The sequence below is a fragment of the Phytobacter sp. MRY16-398 genome, from assembly GCF_003925915.1.
In the GTDB taxonomy this organism is placed as follows: Bacteria; Pseudomonadota; Gammaproteobacteria; order Enterobacterales; family Enterobacteriaceae; genus Phytobacter; species Phytobacter diazotrophicus.
Genome location: NZ_AP018756.1, coordinates 3,934,593 through 3,956,980, shown reverse-complemented (window position 1 = coordinate 3,956,980; position 22,388 = coordinate 3,934,593). Strand labels below are relative to the sequence as shown.

At 51.2% G+C, this 22,388-nt stretch carries 17 protein-coding genes; 13 read left to right on the top strand and 4 right to left on the bottom strand.

Features of this window, described 5'->3' with window-relative positions; genetic code table 11:
* The first annotated feature begins 108 nt into the window (after positions 1 to 108).
* Positions 109 to 1,257, top strand: a complete 1,149-nt coding sequence (locus MRY16398_RS19525; protein ID WP_039078539.1) for an MFS transporter — start codon at positions 109 to 111, stop codon at positions 1,255 to 1,257.
* Positions 1,258 to 1,391: 134 nt separating this feature from the next.
* Positions 1,392 to 1,880: an anti-virulence regulator CigR family protein gene (locus MRY16398_RS19520; protein ID WP_039078757.1), complete on the top strand. Its 489-nt coding sequence runs from the start codon at positions 1,392 to 1,394 to the stop codon at positions 1,878 to 1,880.
* A gap of 32 nt (positions 1,881 to 1,912) precedes the next feature.
* Here the strand turns inward: MRY16398_RS19520 and pflA are convergent, their stop codons facing one another.
* The 4 genes from pflA to ycaO all read right to left on the bottom strand — a co-directional run bounded on the left by pflA (position 1,913) and on the right by ycaO (position 8,344).
* Entirely contained in the window at positions 1,913 to 2,653 is a 741-nt protein-coding gene (gene pflA, locus MRY16398_RS19515) for a pyruvate formate lyase 1-activating protein (protein WP_125125043.1), read from the bottom strand.
* 327 nt (positions 2,654 to 2,980) lie between these two features.
* A complete protein-coding gene (gene pflB / locus MRY16398_RS19510; protein WP_039078541.1) occupies positions 2,981 to 5,263 on the bottom strand; it encodes a formate C-acetyltransferase in 2,283 nt (760 codons plus the stop codon).
* 55 nt (positions 5,264 to 5,318) lie between these two features.
* Positions 5,319 to 6,176, bottom strand: a complete 858-nt coding sequence (gene focA / locus MRY16398_RS19505; protein WP_039078542.1) for a formate transporter FocA — start codon at positions 6,174 to 6,176, stop codon at positions 5,319 to 5,321.
* A 407-nt stretch (positions 6,177 to 6,583) separates the two neighbouring features.
* A complete protein-coding gene (gene ycaO / locus MRY16398_RS19500) occupies positions 6,584 to 8,344 on the bottom strand; it encodes a 30S ribosomal protein S12 methylthiotransferase accessory factor YcaO (protein WP_125125042.1) in 1,761 nt (586 codons plus the stop codon).
* Positions 8,345 to 8,481: 137 nt separating this feature from the next.
* On the opposite strand from ycaO, the gene MRY16398_RS19495 reads away from it, so the two are divergent.
* The 11 genes from MRY16398_RS19495 to MRY16398_RS19445 all read left to right on the top strand — a co-directional run bounded on the left by MRY16398_RS19495 (position 8,482) and on the right by MRY16398_RS19445 (position 22,350).
* Positions 8,482 to 9,174: a DUF421 domain-containing protein gene (locus MRY16398_RS19495; protein ID WP_039078543.1), complete on the top strand. Its 693-nt coding sequence runs from the start codon at positions 8,482 to 8,484 to the stop codon at positions 9,172 to 9,174.
* Positions 9,175 to 9,336: 162 nt separating this feature from the next.
* A complete protein-coding gene (gene serC, locus MRY16398_RS19490) occupies positions 9,337 to 10,425 on the top strand; it encodes a 3-phosphoserine/phosphohydroxythreonine transaminase (RefSeq protein WP_071194692.1) in 1,089 nt (362 codons plus the stop codon).
* A 71-nt stretch (positions 10,426 to 10,496) separates the two neighbouring features.
* Positions 10,497 to 11,780: a 3-phosphoshikimate 1-carboxyvinyltransferase gene (gene aroA / locus MRY16398_RS19485; RefSeq protein WP_039078545.1), complete on the top strand. Its 1,284-nt coding sequence runs from the start codon at positions 10,497 to 10,499 to the stop codon at positions 11,778 to 11,780.
* 158 nt (positions 11,781 to 11,938) lie between these two features.
* Positions 11,939 to 12,697: a metalloprotease LoiP gene (gene loiP / locus MRY16398_RS19480; protein ID WP_039078546.1), complete on the top strand. Its 759-nt coding sequence runs from the start codon at positions 11,939 to 11,941 to the stop codon at positions 12,695 to 12,697.
* 172 nt (positions 12,698 to 12,869) lie between these two features.
* The gene (gene cmk / locus MRY16398_RS19475; protein WP_039078547.1) at positions 12,870 to 13,553 is read left to right on the top strand and encodes a (d)CMP kinase; all 684 of its coding nucleotides are present in this window, start codon (positions 12,870 to 12,872) and stop codon (positions 13,551 to 13,553) included.
* 111 nt (positions 13,554 to 13,664) lie between these two features.
* Positions 13,665 to 15,338, top strand: coding sequence for a 30S ribosomal protein S1 (rpsA, locus tag MRY16398_RS19470; RefSeq protein WP_039078548.1), 1,674 nt, complete (start codon positions 13,665 to 13,667; stop codon positions 15,336 to 15,338).
* A 217-nt stretch (positions 15,339 to 15,555) separates the two neighbouring features.
* Entirely contained in the window at positions 15,556 to 15,843 is a 288-nt protein-coding gene (gene ihfB / locus MRY16398_RS19465; protein ID WP_039078549.1) for an integration host factor subunit beta, read from the top strand.
* 211 nt (positions 15,844 to 16,054) lie between these two features.
* On the top strand, positions 16,055 to 18,319 hold the full coding sequence (locus tag MRY16398_RS19460; protein WP_125125041.1) for a ComEC family protein: 2,265 nt from the start codon (positions 16,055 to 16,057) through the stop codon (positions 18,317 to 18,319).
* Positions 18,320 to 18,355: 36 nt separating this feature from the next.
* The gene (msbA, locus tag MRY16398_RS19455; RefSeq protein WP_125125040.1) at positions 18,356 to 20,104 is read left to right on the top strand and encodes a lipid A ABC transporter ATP-binding protein/permease MsbA; all 1,749 of its coding nucleotides are present in this window, start codon (positions 18,356 to 18,358) and stop codon (positions 20,102 to 20,104) included.
* Complete coding sequence (gene lpxK / locus MRY16398_RS19450; RefSeq protein ID WP_125125039.1) at positions 20,101 to 21,078, top strand: tetraacyldisaccharide 4'-kinase; 978 nt, start codon at positions 20,101 to 20,103, stop codon at positions 21,076 to 21,078. The genes msbA and lpxK overlap by 4 nt, the downstream gene beginning before the upstream one ends.
* Before the next feature lie 42 nt (positions 21,079 to 21,120).
* Positions 21,121 to 22,350: a winged helix-turn-helix domain-containing protein gene (locus tag MRY16398_RS19445; protein WP_079496815.1), complete on the top strand. Its 1,230-nt coding sequence runs from the start codon at positions 21,121 to 21,123 to the stop codon at positions 22,348 to 22,350.
* Positions 22,351 to 22,388: the final 38 nt, after the last annotated feature.

Genomic DNA, 22,388 nt, shown 5'->3' with positions numbered 1-22,388 from the left:
ATATCGTCCTGGCGTAAAACGTACCGATGGATAAAAGTGGTAGATTGACAATGTTTTTGCCAGTGGCATGATGCGCACGAATCTTGAACTTCCTCACGGTTTTTACCCATGCCCACTTATACTCGCCCAGTGCTTTTGTTGCTCTGTGGCTTGCTGCTGTTGACGCTGGCGATTGCAGTGCTGAACACGCTCGTCCCGCTTTGGCTCGCCCATGAAAACATGCCTACCTGGCAGGTTGGTATGGTCGGTTCATCCTATTTTACCGGCAACTTATTGGGGACACTGCTGACCGGGCGTGTGATCCAGCGGCTTGGGTTTAACCGCAGTTATTACATTGCATCCATCATCTTTGCGGTTGGTTGCGCAGGGCTGGGGCTGAATGTGGGTTTCTGGAGCTGGCTTAGCTGGCGTTTCGTCGCGGGTATCGGTTGCGCAATGATTTGGGTTGTGGTGGAAAGCGCATTGATGTGCAGCGGAACATCCCGTAATCGCGGGCGCTTACTGGCGGCCTATATGATGGTCTATTACGTGGGCACGGTGCTGGGGCAGTTGATGGTGAGCAAACTGTCCACTGAACTGATGCATGTGCTGCCCTGGGCGGTGGGGTTAATACTGGCGGGGATTTTACCGTTACTCTTCACGCGCATTATGGAGCAGCGCGATGAATCTCACGGTACTACGGCAATCTGGCCTATGCTTCGCCTGCGTCAGGCGCGGCTTGGCGTTAATGGCTGCATTATTTCCGGGATCATTCTGGGCTCCTTGTATGGGCTGATGCCGCTTTATCTGAACCATAAGGGCATCAGTGATGCGGGTATTGGGTTCTGGATGGCGTTAATGGTGAGCTCCGGTATCATTGGGCAATGGCCAATTGGCCGCCTGGCAGATCGTTTTGGACGACTGCTGGTGCTGCGTGTTCAGGTCTTTGTTGTGATCCTTGGTTGTTTCGCAATGCTCAGCAACGCGGCGATGGCCCCGGCGTTGTTTGTATTGGGGACTGCCGGTTTCACGCTCTATCCGGTGGCGATGGCGTGGGCCTGCGAAAAAGTCGAATACCATCAACTGGTGGCGATGAACCAGGCTTTGCTGTTGAGCTATACCGTTGGCAGCCTCTCAGGACCAACGCTGACCGCAATGCTGATGCAGAGCTATTCCGACAGTCTGCTGTTTATCATGATTGCCAGCGTGTCCTTTATCTATCTGCTAATGCTGATGCGTAAAGCTGGTCAGCATCCAACGCCAGTGGCGCATGCCTGATTTTAAGCCTGCATACGCAGGCTTTTTCTCTTTACAGACGAAAATTCTCCATTATGGGAGTTCTCCCTATTGTGACCCGTTGAATATCTCAGATATTCTGCGCCTGGACTCACTTTAAGAAGGCCTCCATCATGATGTCTTTACGTCGTTTCAATACTGCCGCATTGGCTGTCTTTCTCGCGTGTTCCCTCGTATCCATACCTGCTATGGCTAATCCCGGTAATGGGAATGGTAATGGCGGAGGGCAGGGCAATAGCGGCAACCATGGTAATTCCGGCTCACATGGTGATAACGGAAATCATTCGGCAAATAATCAACACAAATCCGCTAAACAAAAAGACGGTAATGATGTTTCAGTGAATGTCAGCTATGACCGTGCGCGTACGCTGGCTGTGAATTATGGTTTGACGGGCTATGACTCTTTGCCGCCGGGAATCGCAAAAAACGTTGCGCGCGGTAAAGCACTACCGCCAGGTATTGCGAAGAAAACGGTGCCTGCGTCTATGCTGGGGCAGTTACCATCCTATCCGGGATATGAATGGCGAATTGTAGGCGACGACTTAGTTTTGGTGGCGCTGAGTACTGCCGTTGTGACGGCAATTATTAATGGTGTATTCAAATAAAATAATAACGCCCGGGAAACCGGGCGTTATTATTAATACATTACTTTGTGACCATACTGTTCCAGGATGCCTTTCACGCGCTCCATGGTCTCTTTCTTCGGCGGATGAACGCCATCCAGTTTGTACTCTTCACCCATCGCTACCCATTTGTGTTTACCCAGCTCATGGTAAGGCAGCAGTTCGATTTTCTCGACATTGCCCATATCGCGGGTAAATTCACCGAGGCGATGCGCGGAGTCGTCATCGTCAGACCAGCCTGGTACAACAACGTAGCGGATCCAGACCTTAATGTTTTTATTCGCCAGGTATTTCGCGAATTCCAGCGTACGGTGATTGGAAACGCCCACCAGATCCTGATGAATTTCATCATTCATCTGTTTGAGATCGAGCATCACCAGATCAGTCACTTCCAGCAGCTCATCAATCACCGGATCGTAACGGCGAACAAAGCCATTAGTATCAAGACAGGTATGAATGCCCTCTTTTTTGCAGGCGCGGAACCAGTCGCGGACAAACTCTGCCTGCAAAATGGCTTCTCCGCCAGAGGCAGTCACGCCGCCGCCGGACGCATTCATAAAGTGACGATAGGTCACCACGTCTTTCATCAGATCTTCGATGGTGATTTCTTTGCCGCCATGGGTGTCCCAGGTATCGCGGTTATGGCAATACAGGCAACGCATCAGGCAGCCCTGGAAGAAGGTGATAAAGCGGATACCCGGGCCATCAACGGTGCCACAGGATTCAAAGGAGTGGATGCGACCAATAACTGACATTGCGGTGTTTTCTCCAGATGTGGCCCATCCGGGGCCTGTATTGATGCACAGCTCACCGGCTGTGTTTAAGTCTATTTTGGCTGATATCCATCGTTTTGGCATAGATATCTGGCAAAGCAGACTGGAGAGGGGTGTTAAAAAGGCCCCACTTGTGTGGAGCCTTTATTGTACGCTTTTTAAATCGCGATTTCAGTCACTACCCGTCGTCTTTCAGGCTGCATATTTATTGGCTTCGTTTACTCACCCGAATCACTTACGTGAGTAAGCTCATCGGGATTCGCGCACTTGCCGCTTTGATGCAACCCGAAATCCATCGGGTTACACCAATTACATGGTCTGAGTGAAAGTACGGGTAATAACGTCCTGCTGCTGTTCTTTAGTCAGGGAGTTAAAACGTACTGCGTAGCCAGATACACGGATGGTCAGCTGCGGATATTTTTCCGGATGTTCCATCGCATCGAGCAGCATTTCGCGGTTCATTACGTTCACGTTCAGGTGCTGACCACCTTCGATGGACGCTTCATGGTGGAAGTAACCATCCATCAGGCCTGCCAGGTTAGTCTTACGAACTTCGTCGTCTTTGCCCAGTGCGTTCGGAACGATAGAGAAGGTGTAAGAGATACCATCTTTAGCATAGGCAAACGGCAGTTTAGCAACGGAAGTCAGAGAAGCGACAGCACCTTTCTGGTCACGGCCATGCATCGGGTTAGCACCTGGTCCGAACGGCGCACCTGCGCGACGACCGTCTGGGGTGTTACCGGTTTTCTTACCATACACAACGTTAGAGGTGATGGTCAGAACAGACTGTGTCGGGATGGCGTTACGGTAAGTAGTCAGTTTCTGAATTTTCTTCATGAAACGTTCTACCAGGTCAACAGCCAGGTCATCTACACGCGCATCGTTGTTACCAAACTGCGGGTATTCGCCTTCGATTTCGAAGTCAACAGCCAGACCGTCTTCGTCACGAATCGGTTTAACTTTCGCATATTTGATAGCAGACAGGGAGTCAGCCGCAACGGACAGACCTGCGATACCACACGCCATGGTGCGAATAACGTCACGGTCATGCAGCGCCATCAGGGAGGCTTCGTAGCTGTATTTGTCGTGCATATAGTGGATGACGTTCAGCGCGGTGACATACTGTTTAGCCAGCCAGTCCATGAAGTGATCCATACGATCCATCACTTCAGCGAAGTTCAGCACATCGCCTTTGATTGGCTCAGATTTCGGACCAACCTGCATTTTCAGTTTTTCATCAACGCCGCCGTTGATGGCATACAGCATGGTTTTCGCGAGGTTAGCACGCGCACCGAAGAACTGCATTTGTTTACCAACGACCATCGGGCTTACGCAGCAAGCGATAGCATAGTCATCGTTGTTGAAGTCAGGACGCATCAGATCATCGTTCTCATACTGCAGAGAAGAGGTATCGATGGAGACTTTTGCAGCAAATTTCTTGAAGTTCAGTGGCAGTTTTTCAGACCACAGAATAGTGATGTTCGGCTCCGGAGACGGCCCCATGGTGTACAGGGTGTTCAGGAAACGGAAGCTGTTTTTGGTAACCAGAGTACGGCCATCAACGCCCATACCACCGATAGATTCAGTTGCCCAAATCGGGTCACCGGAGAACAGTTCATCATACTCAGGGGTACGCAGGAAGCGGACCATACGCAGTTTCATGACCAGGTGGTCAACCATTTCCTGCGCTTCTTGTTCGGTGATTTTGCCTGCTTTCAGGTCGCGTTCGATGAACACGTCCAGGAAGGTAGCGGTACGACCGAAGGACATTGCTGCGCCGTTCTGGGATTTAACAGCAGCCAGGTAGCCGAAGTAAGTCCACTGGATAGCTTCCTGAGCGGTAGTAGCCGGACCAGAGATATCGCAACCGTATTTAGCGGCCATCTCTTTGATCTGACCCAGAGCACGGTGCTGTTCAGCGATTTCTTCACGCAGACGGATAGTCGCTTCCAGGTTTACGCCGTTTTCCATGTCAGACTGCAGAGACAGGAACTGAGCGTATTTGTCTTTCATCAGGAAGTCGATACCGTACAGCGCAACGCGACGGTAGTCACCGATGATACGGCCACGGCCATAGGCATCCGGCAGACCGGTCAGCACGCCAGATTTACGGCAATTCAGGATGTCTTTGGTGTAAACGTCAAAAACGCCCTGGTTATGAGTTTTGCGGTATTCAGTGAAGATTTTTTTCAGGGCCGGGTCCAGCTCGCGGTTGTACGCTTTGCAGGAACCTTCAACCATTTTGATACCACCGAACGGGATAATCGCACGTTTCAGCGGTGCTTCAGTCTGCAGACCAACGATTTTCTCAAGCGCTTTGTTGATGTAGCCAGCGTCGTGAGAGGTGATGGTAGAAGCAACAGAGGTGTCGAAGTCAACAGGCGCGTGAGTGCGGTTTTCCTGTTTAACGCCTTCCATTACTTTGTCCCACAGCGTGGTGGTCGCATCAGTTGCGCCAGCCAGGAAGGACTCGTCACCCTCGTAAGGGGTATAGTTTTTCTGGATAAAGTCGCGTACGTTGACTTCTTTCTGCCAGTCACCTTTCGCAAAACCTTCCCAGGCTGTGGCTAACTTTTCATTAAGCTCGGACATGTAACACCTACCTTCTTAAGTGGATTTTTTATTTACTGCCTGAAACAAGCATCAATTAATGATGATTATCGCCACGCAGGTAAATGACCCAGTATGTCAACCCAACTAACAATCCTCCACCAATGATATTCCCAATTGTTACCGGAATCAGATTATCGGTGATGAAATTTGCAATAGTCAGGTGAGAAAAACTTTCCGGGCTGGAGCCGATAGCGGTCCAGAACTCCGGGCTCGCAAAGTGACGGATTACGATACCCATCGGAATCATAAACATGTTTGCGATACTGTGCTCAAAACCGCTGGCAACAAACATGGCCACCGGCAGCACCATAATCAACGCTTTATCGGTCAGACTGCGACCTGAGTAGCTCATCCATACGGCCAGACAGACCATCAGGTTCGCCAGAATACCCAGTGCGACAGCTTCAATAAAGGTATGGTGCAGTTTGTGGTCGGCTGTTTGCAGGACATTCAGGCCCCAGCCGCCATTTGCTACCATATACTCCCCGGATAACCACATCAGCAGCACGAACAACAATGCGCCAATCAGGTTACCGATATAGACGTTTACCCAGTTACGAGCCAATTGGCCCCAGGTGATACGCCCACTGGCTTTCGCCACCACGATCAACACCGTTGATGTGAAAAGGTCTGCGCCGCAGATGACGCAAAGAATTAACCCTAATGAGAAGCATATCCCACCAACCAGTTTAGCCATGCCGTACGGCATTGATGCTGTCCCTGTGGTGGCAGTAATATAAAAAACAAACGCGATGGAGATAAAGACACCTGCTGTAATCGCCAAAAAGAACGTTGTCAGCGGTTTCTTAGTTGCTTTGTAGACACCTGCTTCTTCGGCAACTTTGGCCATCGCAGCTGGAAGTATTAGATCAAAAGGGTTGTCAGCTTTCACACTAACTCTCTCTTTATTTAAGTCGGCGACGAGATACTAACAAAGCATTATAGAAGAGAATTTGATATGGATCATATCTCGCCTGGCTTATAGGACTGCAAAGTGCATGGTTTTTCAGCAAATGCAGAGTAACGTGTTGATTATCCAAGTAAAAATAAAGTTTAAAATTTGCAATTACAGTTGAATTTTTTTATGCGGCCTCCCAAACAACAGTTAATTAAAATGGGGTAATTGCCATAAAGAGTAACAATAATCCTTGGGTTTATATAAATATATTCACCCAAGGTTAACTTAATTATTACAATTGGCACTCATTGCCGAAATATAAATAAAAAGGGGCAATGAAATTGCCCCGTAATATAACGTAGACCTGTGATTAAGCCTACAGATTGTCGTGTTACTTGTCGTTAATTCGACCAAAAGGCACGTTTGGCCCGTTGTAATTTTTCGTAAGCCGCTAACAAGCTCTGATGCGCCGGAAACGCCGTCAGTGAACCATCCGCTGCCTGCAGACCATAGAAAGGCGCTTCTCCGCTTAGCGCCGCGCTGGCCGCTTCAACCGCATCTGCACCGTACATGCGCACAAAAGCGTTCAGATATTGCAGCGGCTGACGCTCTTCTTCCTGAGACAGTTGCAACAGCGTTTGCAAGCAGCGGTAATAATTGATGCGCTCAGCGCTGAAGACCGAACCGTTGAATTCAATTGTCCATTCCGTCCACGAGAGCGCCTGATCAAGGTCGCCACCCGCCAGCGCGAGCATCGCTTTCAGTTCGCCAATACGTAGCGTAAACCAGCCATTGTCTTTACCGGTCGCCACACCCAGCAGCTCCCGGACGCGGGTGAAATCGTCATGACCTTCTTCATCAAGCTGATCGATAAGATTCAGGTAGTCTTCTTTTTCCCACTCGCTGCCTGGCAGAGAGAGGATTGTTTCACGCAGATGGCTGCCCATGCTGTTGTTTGCCAGCCAGAGATCTTCCGCCGGATAAATATCTGACATGCCCGGAACCAGGATGCGGCAGGCGTAAACGCCCAGATGCTCGTAGTCGGCGATGTACACTTCTTTATCTTCTGCATTGAAGATGGCCATAAGGGTGGCAAACTCTTCTTCGGTTGTTCCGGCAAAGCTCCAGTCAGCAAACGGGTAGTCTGCATCCTGCTTGAACAGATCCCAGGAGATCGAACCGCTGGAGTCGATAAAGTGCGTTTCGAGGTTGGTATGCTCTGCGACTTCTTCATCATCAAACGTCGGCGGGGTAAAGACATCCAGATCTTTCAGGCTGCGGCCCTGCAGCAGTTCGGTCACGGTACGTTCGAGTGCCACGCCAAAATCCGGGTGTGCGCCGAATGAGGCAAAGCAGGTGCCGTTAGCCGGGTTAAACAGGACAACGCAAATCACCGGATATTGACCGCCCAGCGAGCCATCATAGGCAAAAATCGGGAAACCTTCGGCTTCCAGTTTCTCAATAGATGCCACAACGCCAGGATAGCGTGCAAGAACCTCGGCAGGAATTTCAGGCAGGCTGATACGTTCGCTGATGATACGGTTTTTAATATGACGTTCGAAAACCTCGGACAAACCCTGGACGCGAGCTTCATTACGGGTATTGCCCGCTGACATGCCATTGGAGACATACAGGTTACCGACGATATTCATCGGAATATAGACGGTTTGTTCATCTGACTGGCGGGTAAAGGGCAGGGCGCAAATCCCGCGTTCTTCATTGCCGGACTGCAGATCGATCAGCATGCCTGCCGTCAGTTCGTTTTCCGGATCGTAAAATGCGCGCAGACGCGGATCGAGAATGCCTTCCGGCAGTGTGTCGTCTTCGGTCAGCGGGAACCATTTCTCATTTGGATAATGGACGAATGGGCCATTAGCCACTTCATCACCCAGCCAGAAATCGGCAAAGAAATAGTTAGTGGACAGACGCTCAAAATATTCACCCAGCGCAGATGCCAGTGCCGCCTTTTTGGTTGCGCCTTTACCGTTAGTAAAGCACAGCGCGCAGTCTTTATCGCGAATGTGCACGGACCAGACGTTCGGTACCGGGTTTAGCCAGGAAGCTTCTTCAATATTGAAGCCGAGGTCGAGCAGTTTTTGCTGGAAGCGAGCGATGGAATCTTCCAGTGCGGCGTCTTTGCCGGGGATATAGGTTTGCGTCATAGCAGTCACTTTTTTGTACGTAAAGCGGGCAATCATACGGGTTTTACGTGACTGACGCTATCTTCGGGGCCCGGTCTGCGAAAATAAAACTTTTGACTATCATTAATGAACCTAACTCGTTGTTCGGACATAAAAAAATGAAAGCGTTTGATCTCCACCGCATGGCGTTGGATAAAGTTCCTCTGGAGTTTCTTGGCGAAGTGGCGCTTCGCAGCCTCTATACCTTTGTTTTGGTCTTTATATTTCTCAAAATCACGGGGCGGCGCGGCGTGCGTCAGATGTCGCTCTTTGAAGTATTAATCATCCTGACATTAGGCTCAGCGGCAGGCGACGTTGCGTTTTATGACGATGTGCCCATGCTTCCGGTACTGGTGGTATTTGTTACCCTGGCCGTACTGTACCGCTTAGTAATGTGGTTCATGACGCACAGCGAGAAACTCGAGGATCTGCTGGAAGGTAAGCCTGCCATCATTATCCACGAAGGGGAATTTGTCTGGGAGAAATTAGATAAGCAAAACATGACGGAATTTGAATTCTTTATGGAACTACGCATCCGTGGCGTTGATCATCTTGGGCAGGTGAGGCTGGCTATCCTGGAGACCAATGGTCAATTGAGTGTTTTTTACTATACCGATGAGGATGTAAAACCGGGTCTGTGTATTTTGCCTAAAGCATTTTCTGAACGTTTCACTACCATACCGGAAGCGGGAGACTACGCCTGCGTTCAATGCAGTAAAATCATTGCCATGCCTGCGGGCTGCCATCAATTATGTCCGCGTTGTGCAAATCCAGAATGGTCGAAGGCCAGCCGGGGAATTCGGGTAACCTGATAGCCATTATGTCGGTTTTATGACGATTCAGCGGAAGAATGTTTTGTGTGACAGCGACCGCATATTTGGGGTCATAAGTTTTAGACATTGCGGCGCGTGTCACTGAATGATAAAACCGATATCCACTGTTATAACTTATTGCTTTTAGCGTGGTGAGGGGAAATGGCTCAGGTCTTTAATTTCAGTTCAGGTCCGGCAATGTTACCGGCGGATGTGCTTAAACAGGCTCAACAGGAACTTTGTGACTGGCATGGTCTTGGTACATCGGTGATGGAAATCAGCCACCGTGGTAAAGAATTTATTCAGGTGGCTGAGGAAGCAGAAAAGGATTTTCGCGATCTGCTGAATATTCCCTCGAACTACAAAGTTTTGTTCTGCCATGGCGGCGGCCGTGGTCAGTTTGCCGGTATTCCGTTGAACATCCTCGGTGATAAAACCACTGCAGATTATGTTGACGCAGGTTACTGGGCGGCGAGTGCAATCAAAGAAGCAAAAAAATACTGCTCCCCGAATGTTATCGACGCAAAAATCTCTGTTGAGGGTCAGCGTGGTGTGAAGCCAATGAGCGAGTGGCAACTGAGCGATAACAGCGCCTATTTGCACTTCTGCCCGAACGAAACCATTGACGGTATTGCCATCAATGAAACGCCGAACTTTGCGTCCGATGTGGTTGTCACGGCGGATCTCTCTTCCACTATTCTGTCAACTCCGCTGGATGTTTCCCGCTACGGTGTGATTTATGCCGGTGCGCAGAAAAATATCGGCCCGGCAGGCTTAACGCTGGTGATCGTTCGTGAGGATTTGCTGGGTAAAGCGCATCAATCTTGCCCTTCAATTCTGGATTACACCATCCTGGCGGAAAACGACTCCATGTTTAACACGCCGCCGACGTTTGCCTGGTATCTTGCTGGCCTCGTCTTCAAATGGCTGAAAAACAACGGCGGCGTTGCAGCCATGGACCGTATTAATCAGCAAAAAGCTGATCTGCTCTATGGTGTCATTGATAAAAGCGATTTCTACCGTAACGATGTTGCCAAAGCGAACCGTTCTCGCATGAACGTTCCGTTCCAGTTGGCTGACAACGCGCTCGACAAAGTTTTTCTGGAAGAGTCGCTGGCGGCAGGGCTGCATGCACTGAAAGGCCACCGTGTGGTTGGGGGTATGCGTGCCTCTATCTATAACGCGATGCCGCTGGAAGGCGTAAAAGCGCTGACCGACTTTATGGCTGACTTCGAACGTCGCCACGGCTAAATTTGGCTTGCCCCGTACCCCCGTAGCCTGGCTGCGGGGGTTTTTATTCTGTTTGTTGAGAGTTGAGTTTCATGGAATCCCTGACGTTACAACCCATCGCGCGGGTAGATGGCACCATTAATCTGCCTGGTTCAAAAAGTGTTTCCAACCGCGCCTTGTTGCTGGCCGCCTTCGCACAGGGCACCACCGTTCTGACCAATCTTCTGGACAGCGACGATGTGCGCCATATGCTCAATGCGCTCAGTGCGTTGGGAGTTTCCTTCACGCTGTCTGCGGATCGTACCCGCTGTGAAGTAACCGGCGTTGGTGGACCGTTAACGGCAGAAAAACCGCTGGAATTATTCCTGGGTAATGCAGGTACGGCAATGCGGCCGTTGGCAGCAGCGCTTTGCCTTGGCAGCAATGACATTGTCCTGACCGGCGAACCGCGTATGAAAGAACGTCCGATTGGCCATCTGGTGGATGCGCTACGGCAGGGCGGCGCGCAGATTGATTATCTGGAACAGGAAAATTATCCGCCTCTGCGTCTGCGCGGCGGGTTCAGCGGCGGCGGCGTCGAGGTTGACGGCAGTGTATCGAGCCAGTTTTTGACTGCATTGCTGATGACCGCTCCGCTTGCAACGCAGGATACCGTTATCTCCATTAAAGGAGACCTGGTTTCCAAACCCTATATCGACATTACGTTGCATCTGATGAACACTTTCGGTGTCGAGGTTGAAAATCAGCAGTATCAGCGCTTTGTCGTGCGTGGTAAGCAGCAGTACATCTCTCCGGGGCACTATCTGGTAGAAGGTGATGCTTCCTCTGCCTCCTATTTCCTGGCGGCCGGCGCAATTAAAGGCGGCACGGTGAAAGTCACCGGTATTGGGCGCAACAGCGTGCAGGGCGATATTCGTTTTGCCGACGTACTGGAAAAAATGGGTGCGCAGGTTGTCTGGGGTGATGATTTTATTTCTTGTACGCACGGTGAACTGAACGCCATTGATATGGATATGAATCATATTCCTGATGCGGCGATGACCATTGCGACGGCGGCGTTATTTGCCCGCGGTACTACCACGATGCGTAACATCTATAACTGGCGCGTTAAAGAAACCGACCGTCTTTTTGCCATGGCGACAGAACTGCGTAAAGTCGGCGCCGAGGTGGAGGAGGGTGAAGATTATATTCGCGTAACCCCACCTGCCCACATTCAGTATGCGGAAATAGGCACCTATAATGACCACCGTATGGCAATGTGCTTCTCGCTGGTGGCGTTGTCGGATACACCTGTCACGATCCTCGATCCGAAATGTACCGCCAAAACATTCCCTGACTATTTCGAGCAACTGGCGCGTATCAGTACGCTTGCCTGATTCTGTTCCTGTTGCTTTGCTTCTGACGCCGACTTCTGTCGGCGTTGTTGTTTTCTCCGCCTTGCTGCCTTCCCCATTGAATGCTATTTTTGCGCATCGTCTTAATATAAGGTGATGATTTATATATATTTTATATGTTTAATCAACGGATGATTCACATGACAAATACAAAGAAACTTCTGGCATTAGCCGTGGCAGCGGTAGTGCTGGTAGGTTGCAAAAATATGAATGCTAATATGCTTGCCAGCTCGGGTGTCTCTGCCTTCAAAGCGGCAACATTATCGGATGCTGATGTCAAAGCGCTGTCGAACGATGCCTGTAAGCAGATGGATGCCACCAACAAAGTGGCGGGCGCATCAAGTAAATATACAAAACGCCTGAATACAATAGCGAAAGCATTGGGCAACAATGCCGACGGTACGCCTGTTAATTATAAAGTCTATTTAACGTCGGATGTGAATGCCTGGGCAATGGCGAACGGCTGCGTTCGTGTTTACAGTGGCCTGATGGACATGATGACAGATAACGAAGTCGAGGCGGTTCTGGGTCATGAGCTTGGGCATGTGGCGCTGGGCCATTCGAAGAAAGCCATGCAGGCTGAATACGCGACGATTGCCGCCCGTGATGCGATTTCTGCGACCAGCGGCGTTGCGGCGCAGCTGTCCCGCTCACAGCTGGGGGATTTGGCAAATGGCGTTATCAATTCCGCATTTTCTCGCAGTCAGGAGTCGGATTCGGATGATTTTTCCTATGATTTGCTGAAAAAACGCGGCATTAAAACACAAGGGCTGGTGACCAGTTTTGAAAAACTGGCGAAAATGGACTCCGGCCACGCGAAGTCACTGTTCGATTCGCACCCGCCATCAGCGGAGCGCGCGCAGCACATTCGTGATCGTATCGCCGCAGATAAAAAGTAAATAATTGTCACTTTCGGGCTGGTAATCCTCCAGCCCCTCTATAATTGCGCAAACCTTCTTCACTCAGCACGATTCATCCCGTTATTTATACCTGGTAGTAACGGTCATTGACGTTGCAGCGTATAATGCGCGGCGTTTACGTTAACGGTATGCCTTTATGAAGGAGAAAAAGATGGCGGCAATTGCCCCGGTAATCACCATTGATGGGCCTAGCGGTGCGGGGAAAGGCACTCTGTGCAAGGCAATGGCGGAAGCGTTGCAATGGCATCTACTGGATTCAGGCGCAATCTATCGTGTGCTGGCGCTGGCGGCGCTGCACCACCATGTTGATGTCACCTCAGAAGACGTACTGGTTCCGCTGGCAGCGCATCTCGACGTACGTTTTGTCTCGACTGACGGCAACCTTGAAGTGATTCTTGAAGGTGAGGACGTGAGCGGTGAAATTCGTACGCAGGAAGTCGCTAATGCAGCATCGCAGGTTGCGGCTTTTCCACGCGTGCGTGAGGCTCTGTTACGTCGTCAGCGCGCTTTTCGTGAAGCGCCGGGCCTTATCGCCGACGGGCGCGATATGGGAACCGTCGTATTCCCCGATGCGCCAGTGAAAATTTTTCTTGACGCCTCCTCCGAAGAGCGTGCGCACCGCCGCATGCTACAGTTGCAGGAAAAGGGGTTTAGTGTTAATTTTGATCGCCTTTTATCCGAGATAAAAGAGCGCGATGACCGCGATCGTAACCGCGCCGTCGCCCCACTTGTTCCTGCAGAAGATGCTTTAGTGCTGGATTCCACCAGTTTAACTATTGAGCAAGTGATTGAAAAAGCGCTACAATATGCGCGCCAAAAACTGGCGCTCGCGTAATCGCGACAGAATTAGTAGTACCCCCGCTGCAAAGGATTGACGGCGGGTATGTGAAACAACCCCATCCGGCACGGAGCCAGGTGGACGTTAATATTAACCTGAAGATTAAACATGACTGAATCTTTTGCTCAACTGTTTGAAGAATCCTTAAAAGAAATCGAAACCCGCCCGGGTTCCATCGTTCGTGGTGTTGTTGTTGCTATCGACAAAGACGTAGTACTGGTTGACGCCGGTCTGAAATCTGAGTCTGCCATTCCGGCTGAGCAGTTCAAAAACGCCCAGGGCGAACTGGAAATCCAGGTTGGCGACGAAGTTGACGTTGCTCTGGATGCAGTAGAAGACGGCTTCGGTGAAACCCTGCTGTCCCGTGAGAAAGCTAAACGTCACGAAGCTTGGATCACGCTGGAAAAAGCATACGAAGAAGCTGAAACTGTTACCGGTGTTATCAACGGCAAAGTCAAAGGCGGCTTCACTGTTGAGCTGAACGGTATTCGCGCGTTCCTGCCAGGTTCTCTGGTAGACGTTCGTCCGGTTCGCGACACGCTGCACCTGGAAGGCAAAGAGCTTGAATTCAAAGTCATCAAGCTGGACCAGAAGCGTAACAACGTTGTTGTTTCTCGTCGTGCCGTTATCGAATCCGAGAACAGCGCTGAACGTGATCAACTGCTGGAAAACCTGCAAGAAGGCATGGAAGTTAAAGGTATCGTTAAGAACCTTACTGACTACGGTGCATTCGTTGATCTGGGTGGCGTTGACGGCCTGCTGCACATCACTGACATGGCCTGGAAACGCGTTAAGCATCCGAGCGAAATCGTCAACGTGGGCGACGAAATCACTGTTAAAGTGCTGAAGTTCGACCGCGAGCGTACCCGTGTATCTCTGGGCCTGAAACAGCTGGGCGAAGATCCGTGGGTTGCTATCGCTAAACGTTACCCGGAAGGTACTAAACTGACCGGTCGCGTAACCAACCTGACTGACTACGGCTGCTTCGTTGAAATCGAAGAAGGCGTTGAAGGCTTGGTACACGTTTCCGAAATGGACTGGACCAACAAAAACATCCACCCATCCAAAGTTGTTAACGTTGGTGACGTAGTGGAAGTTATGGTTCTGGATATCGACGAAGAACGTCGTCGTATCTCCCTGGGCCTGAAACAGTGCAAAGCTAACCCGTGGCAGCAGTTCGCGGAAACCCACAACAAGGGTGACCGTGTTGAAGGTAAAATCAAGTCTATCACTGACTTCGGTATCTTCATCGGCCTGGACGGCGGCATCGACGGTCTGGTTCACCTGTCTGACATCTCCTGGAACGTTGCAGGCGAAGAAGCAGTTCGTGAATACAAAAAAGGCGACGAAATCGCAGCTGTTGTTCTGCAGGTTGACGCAGAGCGTGAGCGTATCTCTCTGGGCGTTAAACAGCTCGCAGAAGATCCGTTCAACAACTACGTTGCTCTGAACAAGAAAGGCGCGATCGTAACCGGTAAAGTAACTGCAGTTGACGCGAAAGGCGCAACCGTAGAACTGGCGGACGGTGTTGAAGGTTACCTGCGTGCTTCTGAAGCATCCCGTGACCGCGTTGAAGACGCAACTCTGGTTCTGAACGTAGGCGACGACGTTGAAGCTAAATTCACCGGCGTTGATCGTAAAAACCGTGTAGTTAGCCTGTCTGTTCGTGCTAAAGACGAAGCTGACGAGAAAGATGCTATCGCAACTGTTAACAACAAACAGGAAGACGGCAACTTCTCCAACGCTATGGCAGAAGCCTTCAAAGCAGCTAAAGGCGAGTAATATTTCGCCATACTTTGGACTGCCAGACGGCTGTTAGTACATCGCCTCGGTAAATGACCGGGGCGATATTGCGAAGCAATGGTGTCTGACACGCGAAGTATGATGAGTATACTTGACAGATTACAGATTTCGTCCTGTAATCAAGCACAAAGGGCGGCTACGGCCGCCCTTGTTCAAGCTGTTAAGCTAATTTGCCCTGAAGGAAACCGGAGGAATCATGACCAAGTCAGAATTGATTGAAAGACTTGCCAGCCAGCAATCGCACATTCCCGCGAAAGCGGTGGAAGACGCGGTGAAAGAGATGCTGGAGCATATGGCCTCTACTCTTGCCCAGGGTGAGCGTATTGAGATCCGCGGTTTCGGCAGTTTTTCTCTGCACTATCGTGCACCCCGCACCGGACGTAATCCGAAAACGGGCGATAAAGTGGATCTGGAAGGGAAATACGTTCCGCACTTTAAGCCGGGTAAAGAATTACGTGACCGCGCCAATATTTATGAAGGTTAAGTTTTAATCTGTATTGAAACCTAATCATCGTGAAAAGCACCGACAGGTGCTTTTTTCATTTCTGGTCCCTGCATCCTGGAAAGCTGCTCGCAAAATGCGTGTTTTTAGATGCAAGCGCGTTTAAATCTGCCCACCCTCGCCGCAAAATAAGAAAATCATGCCAGACGGCATACGTAACGCTGGTCACACTTCCCGTAACAAGGAGGTGGGCATGCCATTACCTGCATTAGCACTTTGTGTGAACTTAGGCATATTGCCACTATTATTTCTCCCGACACTGCCTGAAATTGAACATGTCTGGATGATAGCTGTGACAGGATTACTGCTCGCCAGCAGGCATCAGCGCTACATTCGCTATGCAGGTTTTACGGTTCTGTTTTTCGCCTGGGGATTACTGGCAGCATTGCAGGTCCTGTGGCCTACACAACATTTGCCGGGTGCGAATCGGCAGGTGAGGGTAGTGATTACCGGCACCGATCATGCAACAACGCACTATGCTGACATCACCCACCTGGATGGTAAGCGCGTCATTCCCGCGGCAGGCATTACGCTCTACGGCGAATATTTGCCGCAATCTGTGTGCGTTGGTCAGCAGTGGGAGATGACCATAAGAGCACGGCCTGTACATGGGCAACTCAATGATGGGGGATTCGATACTCAGCGCCATGCGTTGTCGTCGCATTTACCGCTGACCGGTCGCTTTGTGAAGGCAAATATTGTAAATGGCCAGTGTAGTTGGCGTGGCCGATATCTGAATTCGCTGAGTACGCATCTGGAAGCGTACCCCTGGCGGCAGGTCATCATGGCGCTGGGGCTTGGTGAACGTGCGGCGCTGGATAGTGACGTAAAAGATATCATGCGTCAGACGGGCACAGCCCATCTGATGGCCATATCGGGGCTGCATATCGCACTGACAGCGATGATGGGTGTGCTACTGACCAGAGGCGTGCAGCGCTTTTTCCCCGCAAGACGAATCAACTGGCATTTACCGCTACTGATAGGTGTGGTCTGTGCTATCTGCTATGCCGGCTTAACGGGGATGCAGCCACCCGCCTTTCGAACCAGTCTCTCTATTGGCATATGGGCTGCATTACGTCTCTCCGGGCGCTTGTGGACACCATGGCAGGTCTGGGTGTGCTGCATTGCCGGTATACTGTTTATCGACCCTATTGCTGTGTTGTCGCAAAGTTTATGGCTGTCTGCTTTCGCCGTCGCGGCACTGATTTTTTGGTATCAGTGGCTCCCGTTACGGATTCATAACCTGTGCTGGTGGCGCCGGATCCTCATCGATCTACTGTATATCCAGGCGGGAATGACATTATTACTGATGCCGCTGCAGGTTTTGTCTTTTCACGGCCTTAGCCTGAGTTCAATGGCGGCGAATTTAATCGCAGTACCGCTGGTTACTTTTGTCACGGTCCCACTTGTCCTCTTCGGTATGCTGCTGCATCTTATCGGCCCGCAAAGTATTGAATCATGTGTCTGGTATCTGGCTGATGGTTCTCTTGCGATTTTATTCTGGTTTCTGCAGAGCTTGCCGCTTGGCTGGATTGATGTCGATGCGCGCTGGCTTGGGCTAGCCTGGCTTCCCTGGTTTTTTCTTATCATGGGAAAATTACGCTGCTGGCGCACCTTTCCTGCTGCTAGTTGTACGGCAATTCTTCTCCTGCTGTTCCCATTTTGGCAGACCCATCGCGACGGTGACTGGGCGGTACATATGCTTGATGTAGGCCAGGGGCTGGCGATGGTTATTGAACGCAACGGTAAAGCAATTTTGTACGACACCGGGCTTGCCTGGCCGGGTGGGGATAGCGCGCAGCAACTTATTACCCCGTGGTTGCGTTGGCATCATCTGCAACCGGAAGGCATTATTCTCAGCCATGAGCATCTCGATCATCGGGGAGGGCTTAATACTCTTCTCGCCGACTGGCCATCACTGTGGGTTAAAAGCCCGTTGGGCTGGGCCGGCCATCAGCCCTGTTTTCGCGGTGAACGCTGGCAATGGCAGGGGCTTACTTTCACGGCGCACTGGCCACTCAACGGCGTGCAAATGAAGGGAAACAATCGCTCGTGCGTGGTCAAAGTCGATGACGGGCAACAAAGCATACTGCTTACGGGAGATATTGAAAGCGCAGGGGAAATGGCGATGATGAGCCATTACTGGCAGCATCTCCAGGCTACACTTATCCAGGTGCCTCATCATGGCAGCAACACCTCTTCCACGCTCCCTTTTATTCAGAGAGTGAATGGAAAGGTGGCACTGGCCTCGGCATCGCGTTACAACAACTGGCGTTTGCCGTCGGCAAAAGTGCAAAAGCGCTATCGGCAACAGGCTTACCAGTGGTTTGATACGCCGCATCATGGGCAAATAACAGTCTTATTCTCGCGGCAAGGTTGGAAAATCTTAAGCTTACGCGAGCAAATTTTCCCACGTTGGTATCATCAGTGGTTTGGCGTACCTGGAGATAACGGGTAGAATATGCGGCTATTTCAACAAGTGCTGGTTTTTTGAATGCATAACGACAAAGATCTCTCTACATGGCAGACATTCCGCCGACTTTGGCCCATCATTGCGCCGTTTAAAACGGGTTTGATCGTGTCGGGAGTAGCGTTAATCCTCAACGCAGCCAGCGATACATTCATGTTATCGCTCCTCAAACCATTACTGGATGATGGTTTTGGTAAAACGGACCGCTCAGTGTTGCTGTGGATGCCACTGGTGGTTATCGGGCTGATGATTTTACGCGGCGTCACCAGCTATATATCCAGCTACTGTATTTCATGGGTTTCTGGCAAAGTGGTAATGACCATGCGCCGCCGCCTGTTTGGTCATATGATGGGGATGCCCGTATCCTTCTTCGACAAACAATCTACCGGGACGCTCCTGTCCCGCATTACCTATGACTCTGAACAGGTCGCTTCTTCCTCTTCCAGTGCGCTGATCACTGTGGTTCGTGAAGGGGCATCTATCATCGGTCTGTTTGTGATGATGTTCTATTACAGTTGGCAACTGTCGGCAATCCTCATTGTACTTGCGCCGATCGTTTCTTTTGCTATTCGCGTTGTGTCAAAGCGCTTTCGTAATATCAGCAAAAACATGCAGAACACGATGGGGCAGGTAACCACCAGCGCCGAGCAGATGCTGAAAGGGCATAAAGAAGTGCTGATGTTTGGCGGTCAGGAAGTAGAGACCAGCCGCTTTGAGAAAGTCAGTAACAAGATGCGTCTGCAGGGCATGAAAATGGTCTCTGCATCATCCATTTCTGACCCGATCATTCAGCTTATTGCCTCACTGGCGCTGGCATTTGTGCTTTATGCCGCAAGTTTCCCAAGCGTGATGGATACCCTGACGGCAGGGACCATTACCGTGGTGTTCTCGTCAATGATTGCTCTGATGCGCCCGCTTAAATCGCTGACCAACGTCAACGCACAGTTTCAGCGCGGGATGGCTGCCTGCCAGACGCTGTTCGCGATTCTGGATAGCGAGCAGGAAAAAGACGAAGGTACGCTGGTGATTGAACGTGCAAAAGGCGACGTTGAGTTCCGTGATGTGACCTTTACTTATCCGGGGCGCGAGACGCCTGCACTGCGTAATATCAACCTGAGTATTCCTGCAGGAAAAACGGTGGCGCTGGTTGGCCGCTCTGGTTCGGGTAAATCGACCATGGCGAGTCTTATCACGCGCTTCTATGACATTGATAAAGGCCAGATCCTGATGGATGGTCATGATCTGCGTGAATATAAGCTGACGTCATTGCGTAACCAGGTCGCACTGGTCTCGCAAAATGTGCACCTCTTCAACGATACCGTGGCAAATAACATTGCCTATGCCCGTACGGAAGAGTACAGCCGTGAGCAGATCGAACAGGCGGCGAAAATGGCCTATGCCTTGGATTTCATCAATAAGATGGACAATGGTCTGGACACCATTATCGGTGAAAACGGCGTACTGCTTTCCGGCGGCCAACGTCAGCGTATTGCGATTGCCCGTGCGCTGTTGCGTGACAGCCCCATCCTTATCCTGGATGAGGCAACATCAGCACTGGATACGGAATCCGAGCGTGCGATTCAGGCGGCGCTTAATGAATTGCAGAAAAACCGTACCTCACTGGTGATTGCACACCGCCTTTCTACGATCGAGCAGGCAGATGAAATCGTGGTGGTAGAAGAGGGGCGTATCGTTGAGCGTGGAAGCCATAGCGAGCTTCTGGCGCAACGTGGTGTCTATGCGCAGTTGCATAAAATGCAGTTTGGCGAATGATTGCGCGCATCTGGTCCGGTGAATCACCGCTGTGGCTATTGTTATTACCGCTGTCCTGGCTCTATGGCCTGGTCAGCGGCATTATTCGTTTGTGCTGGCGTCTGGGGTTGAAAAAAGCCTGGCAGGCACCCGTTCCCGTTGTCGTGGTCGGTAATCTGACTGCGGGCGGCAATGGTAAAACGCCGGTAGTTGTCTGGCTGGTTGAACAGTTACAGCAGCGCGGTATCCGGGTAGGGGTGGTTTCCAGAGGGTATGGCGGTAAAGCCGCGCACTACCCGCTGTTGCTTACCCCTGACACTACGACCACCGAGGCGGGTGATGAGCCAGTGCTTATTTTTCAGCGTACGGGCGCGCCTGTCGCTGTGTCTCCCGCCAGAGTCGATGCCGTTAAAGCACTTCTGGCGGACTCATCTGTGCAACTGATCGTCACCGACGACGGCTTGCAGCACTATCGTCTGCACCGCGATAAAGAAATTGTCGTTATTGATGGCGTGCGACGTTTTGGTAACGGCTGGTGGCTTCCCGCAGGGCCGATGCGTGAGCGGGCATCGCGTCTTAAAACCGTTGACGCTGTGATCACCAACGGTGGCATTGCGCAGCCTGGCGAAATAGCCATGCGATTGCAGCCAGGGTTGGCCGTGAATTTACTTACCGGTGAGCGCCGTAATGTCAATGCGTTGCAAAATCTGGTTGCAATGGCCGGAATTGGTCATCCTCCGCGTTTTTTTGCTACGCTGCATGAAAGCGGCGCGCGTCCGGCGAAAACCGTTGCGTTGGCCGACCATCAGGCACTTTCCCGGCAGGATGTTGCGGCACTGCTTGAACCAGAGCAGACGCTTATCATGACGGAAAAAGATGCCGTCAAGTGTCGCGCCTTTGCGGAAAATAACTGGTGGTATCTGCCCGTGGATGCGCATCTTGAGGATAAGCAAGCAGAGAAGTTGTTGCAGGAACTCATAAATCTGGTGCGCTGACGCTCTTGTCGGGGCGCGCCGTGTTCTACAACCGGGAAGCCTATGTCTGTGCCACAAATCACGCTGCAAACGGCCCGTCATCTTCATCTTGCCGCTCAGGGCTTACTGAGAAAACCATCCCGTCGCGCCACCCCTGGCGACATCCTGACGACGATTCAACGTATGTCGTTGCTACAAATTGATACCATCAACATTGTGGCGCGTAGTCCCTATCTGGTACTTTTCAGCCGTCTTGGCAAATACCCTACCCAGTGGCTTGATGACGCGCTGAAAAATGGCGAACTGATGGAGTACTGGGCGCACGAAGCCTGCTTTTTACCTCGTAGCGATTTTGCCTTATTCCGCCATCGTATGCTTGCCCCGGATAAGATGGGCTGGAAGTATCGCGAGGCATGGATGCAAGAGCATGCGCAGGAAATTGAGTCGCTCATCGCACACATTCAGCAAAACGGCCCCGTTCGTTCGGCTGATTTTGAACATCCGCGTAAAGGGGCCAGCGGATGGTGGGAATGGAAGCCACATAAGCGCCATCTGGAAGGGTTGTTTACCGCAGGGAAGGTGATGGTTATCGAACGCCGCAATTTCCAGCGCGTTTATGATCTTACTCATCGGGTGATGCCACACTGGAATGACGAGCGTGACTTATTGACGCAGGCTGAGGCCGAACACCTTATGCTTGCGAAGAGTGCGCGCAGCCTGGGCCTCTTTCGTGCTGAATGGCTCGCGGATTATTACCGTCTGCGCCAGCCTGCGTTACCTCTGTTGCTTGAGCGTCTCCAGGAAGAGGGCAACATTGTCCCGGTGGATGTCGAAAAGCTTGGCCCCGCCTGGCTGCATACTGATTTATTGCCGCAGCTTGAACTCGCGGCAGCCGGAAAACTGACGGCAACCCATAGCGCTGTGCTCTCACCTTTCGACCCGGTTGTGTGGGATCGCAAACGGGCGGAACAACTGTTTGATTTTAGCTATCGGCTGGAGTGCTATACGCCTGCGCCAAAACGTCAGTACGGTTATTTTGTGCTGCCGCTACTGCATCGTGGCCGTCTGGTCGGGCGAATGGATGCCAAAATGCATCGCAAAGAAGCGGTGCTGGAGGTCATTGCGCTCTACCTGGAAAACGGGGTAAAACCGGGGCGCATGCTTGAAAATGGGCTTATAACCGCTATCGGTGATTTTGCCCGCTGGCAAGGCGCGCAGCGTGTTACCTTTGGAAAACTGCCGGAAGGGCTTTTTATTGAGCATCGTCAGGGGCTGGAAGTCGACGCAGCCTGACCAATGAATATGGTAAAATTTGCGGATCATGCGTCAGA

Coding starts and splice junctions, on each gene's coding strand:
- MRY16398_RS19525 (WP_039078539.1), top strand. CDS start 109: ATGCCCACTTATACTCGCCCAGTGCTTTTGTTGCTCTGTGGCTTGCTG.
- MRY16398_RS19520 (WP_039078757.1), top strand. CDS start 1,392: ATGTCTTTACGTCGTTTCAATACTGCCGCATTGGCTGTCTTTCTCGCG.
- pflA (WP_125125043.1), bottom strand. CDS start 2,653: ATGTCAGTTATTGGTCGCATCCACTCCTTTGAATCCTGTGGCACCGTT.
- pflB (WP_039078541.1), bottom strand. CDS start 5,263: ATGTCCGAGCTTAATGAAAAGTTAGCCACAGCCTGGGAAGGTTTTGCG.
- ycaO (WP_125125042.1), bottom strand. CDS start 8,344: ATGACGCAAACCTATATCCCCGGCAAAGACGCCGCACTGGAAGATTCC.
- MRY16398_RS19495 (WP_039078543.1), top strand. CDS start 8,482: ATGAAAGCGTTTGATCTCCACCGCATGGCGTTGGATAAAGTTCCTCTG.
- serC (WP_071194692.1), top strand. CDS start 9,337: ATGGCTCAGGTCTTTAATTTCAGTTCAGGTCCGGCAATGTTACCGGCG.
- aroA (WP_039078545.1), top strand. CDS start 10,497: ATGGAATCCCTGACGTTACAACCCATCGCGCGGGTAGATGGCACCATT.
- loiP (WP_039078546.1), top strand. CDS start 11,939: ATGACAAATACAAAGAAACTTCTGGCATTAGCCGTGGCAGCGGTAGTG.
- cmk (WP_039078547.1), top strand. CDS start 12,870: ATGGCGGCAATTGCCCCGGTAATCACCATTGATGGGCCTAGCGGTGCG.
- rpsA (WP_039078548.1), top strand. CDS start 13,665: ATGACTGAATCTTTTGCTCAACTGTTTGAAGAATCCTTAAAAGAAATC.
- ihfB (WP_039078549.1), top strand. CDS start 15,556: ATGACCAAGTCAGAATTGATTGAAAGACTTGCCAGCCAGCAATCGCAC.
- MRY16398_RS19460 (WP_125125041.1), top strand. CDS start 16,055: ATGCCATTACCTGCATTAGCACTTTGTGTGAACTTAGGCATATTGCCA.
- msbA (WP_125125040.1), top strand. CDS start 18,356: ATGCATAACGACAAAGATCTCTCTACATGGCAGACATTCCGCCGACTT.
- lpxK (WP_125125039.1), top strand. CDS start 20,101: ATGATTGCGCGCATCTGGTCCGGTGAATCACCGCTGTGGCTATTGTTA.
- MRY16398_RS19445 (WP_079496815.1), top strand. CDS start 21,121: ATGTCTGTGCCACAAATCACGCTGCAAACGGCCCGTCATCTTCATCTT.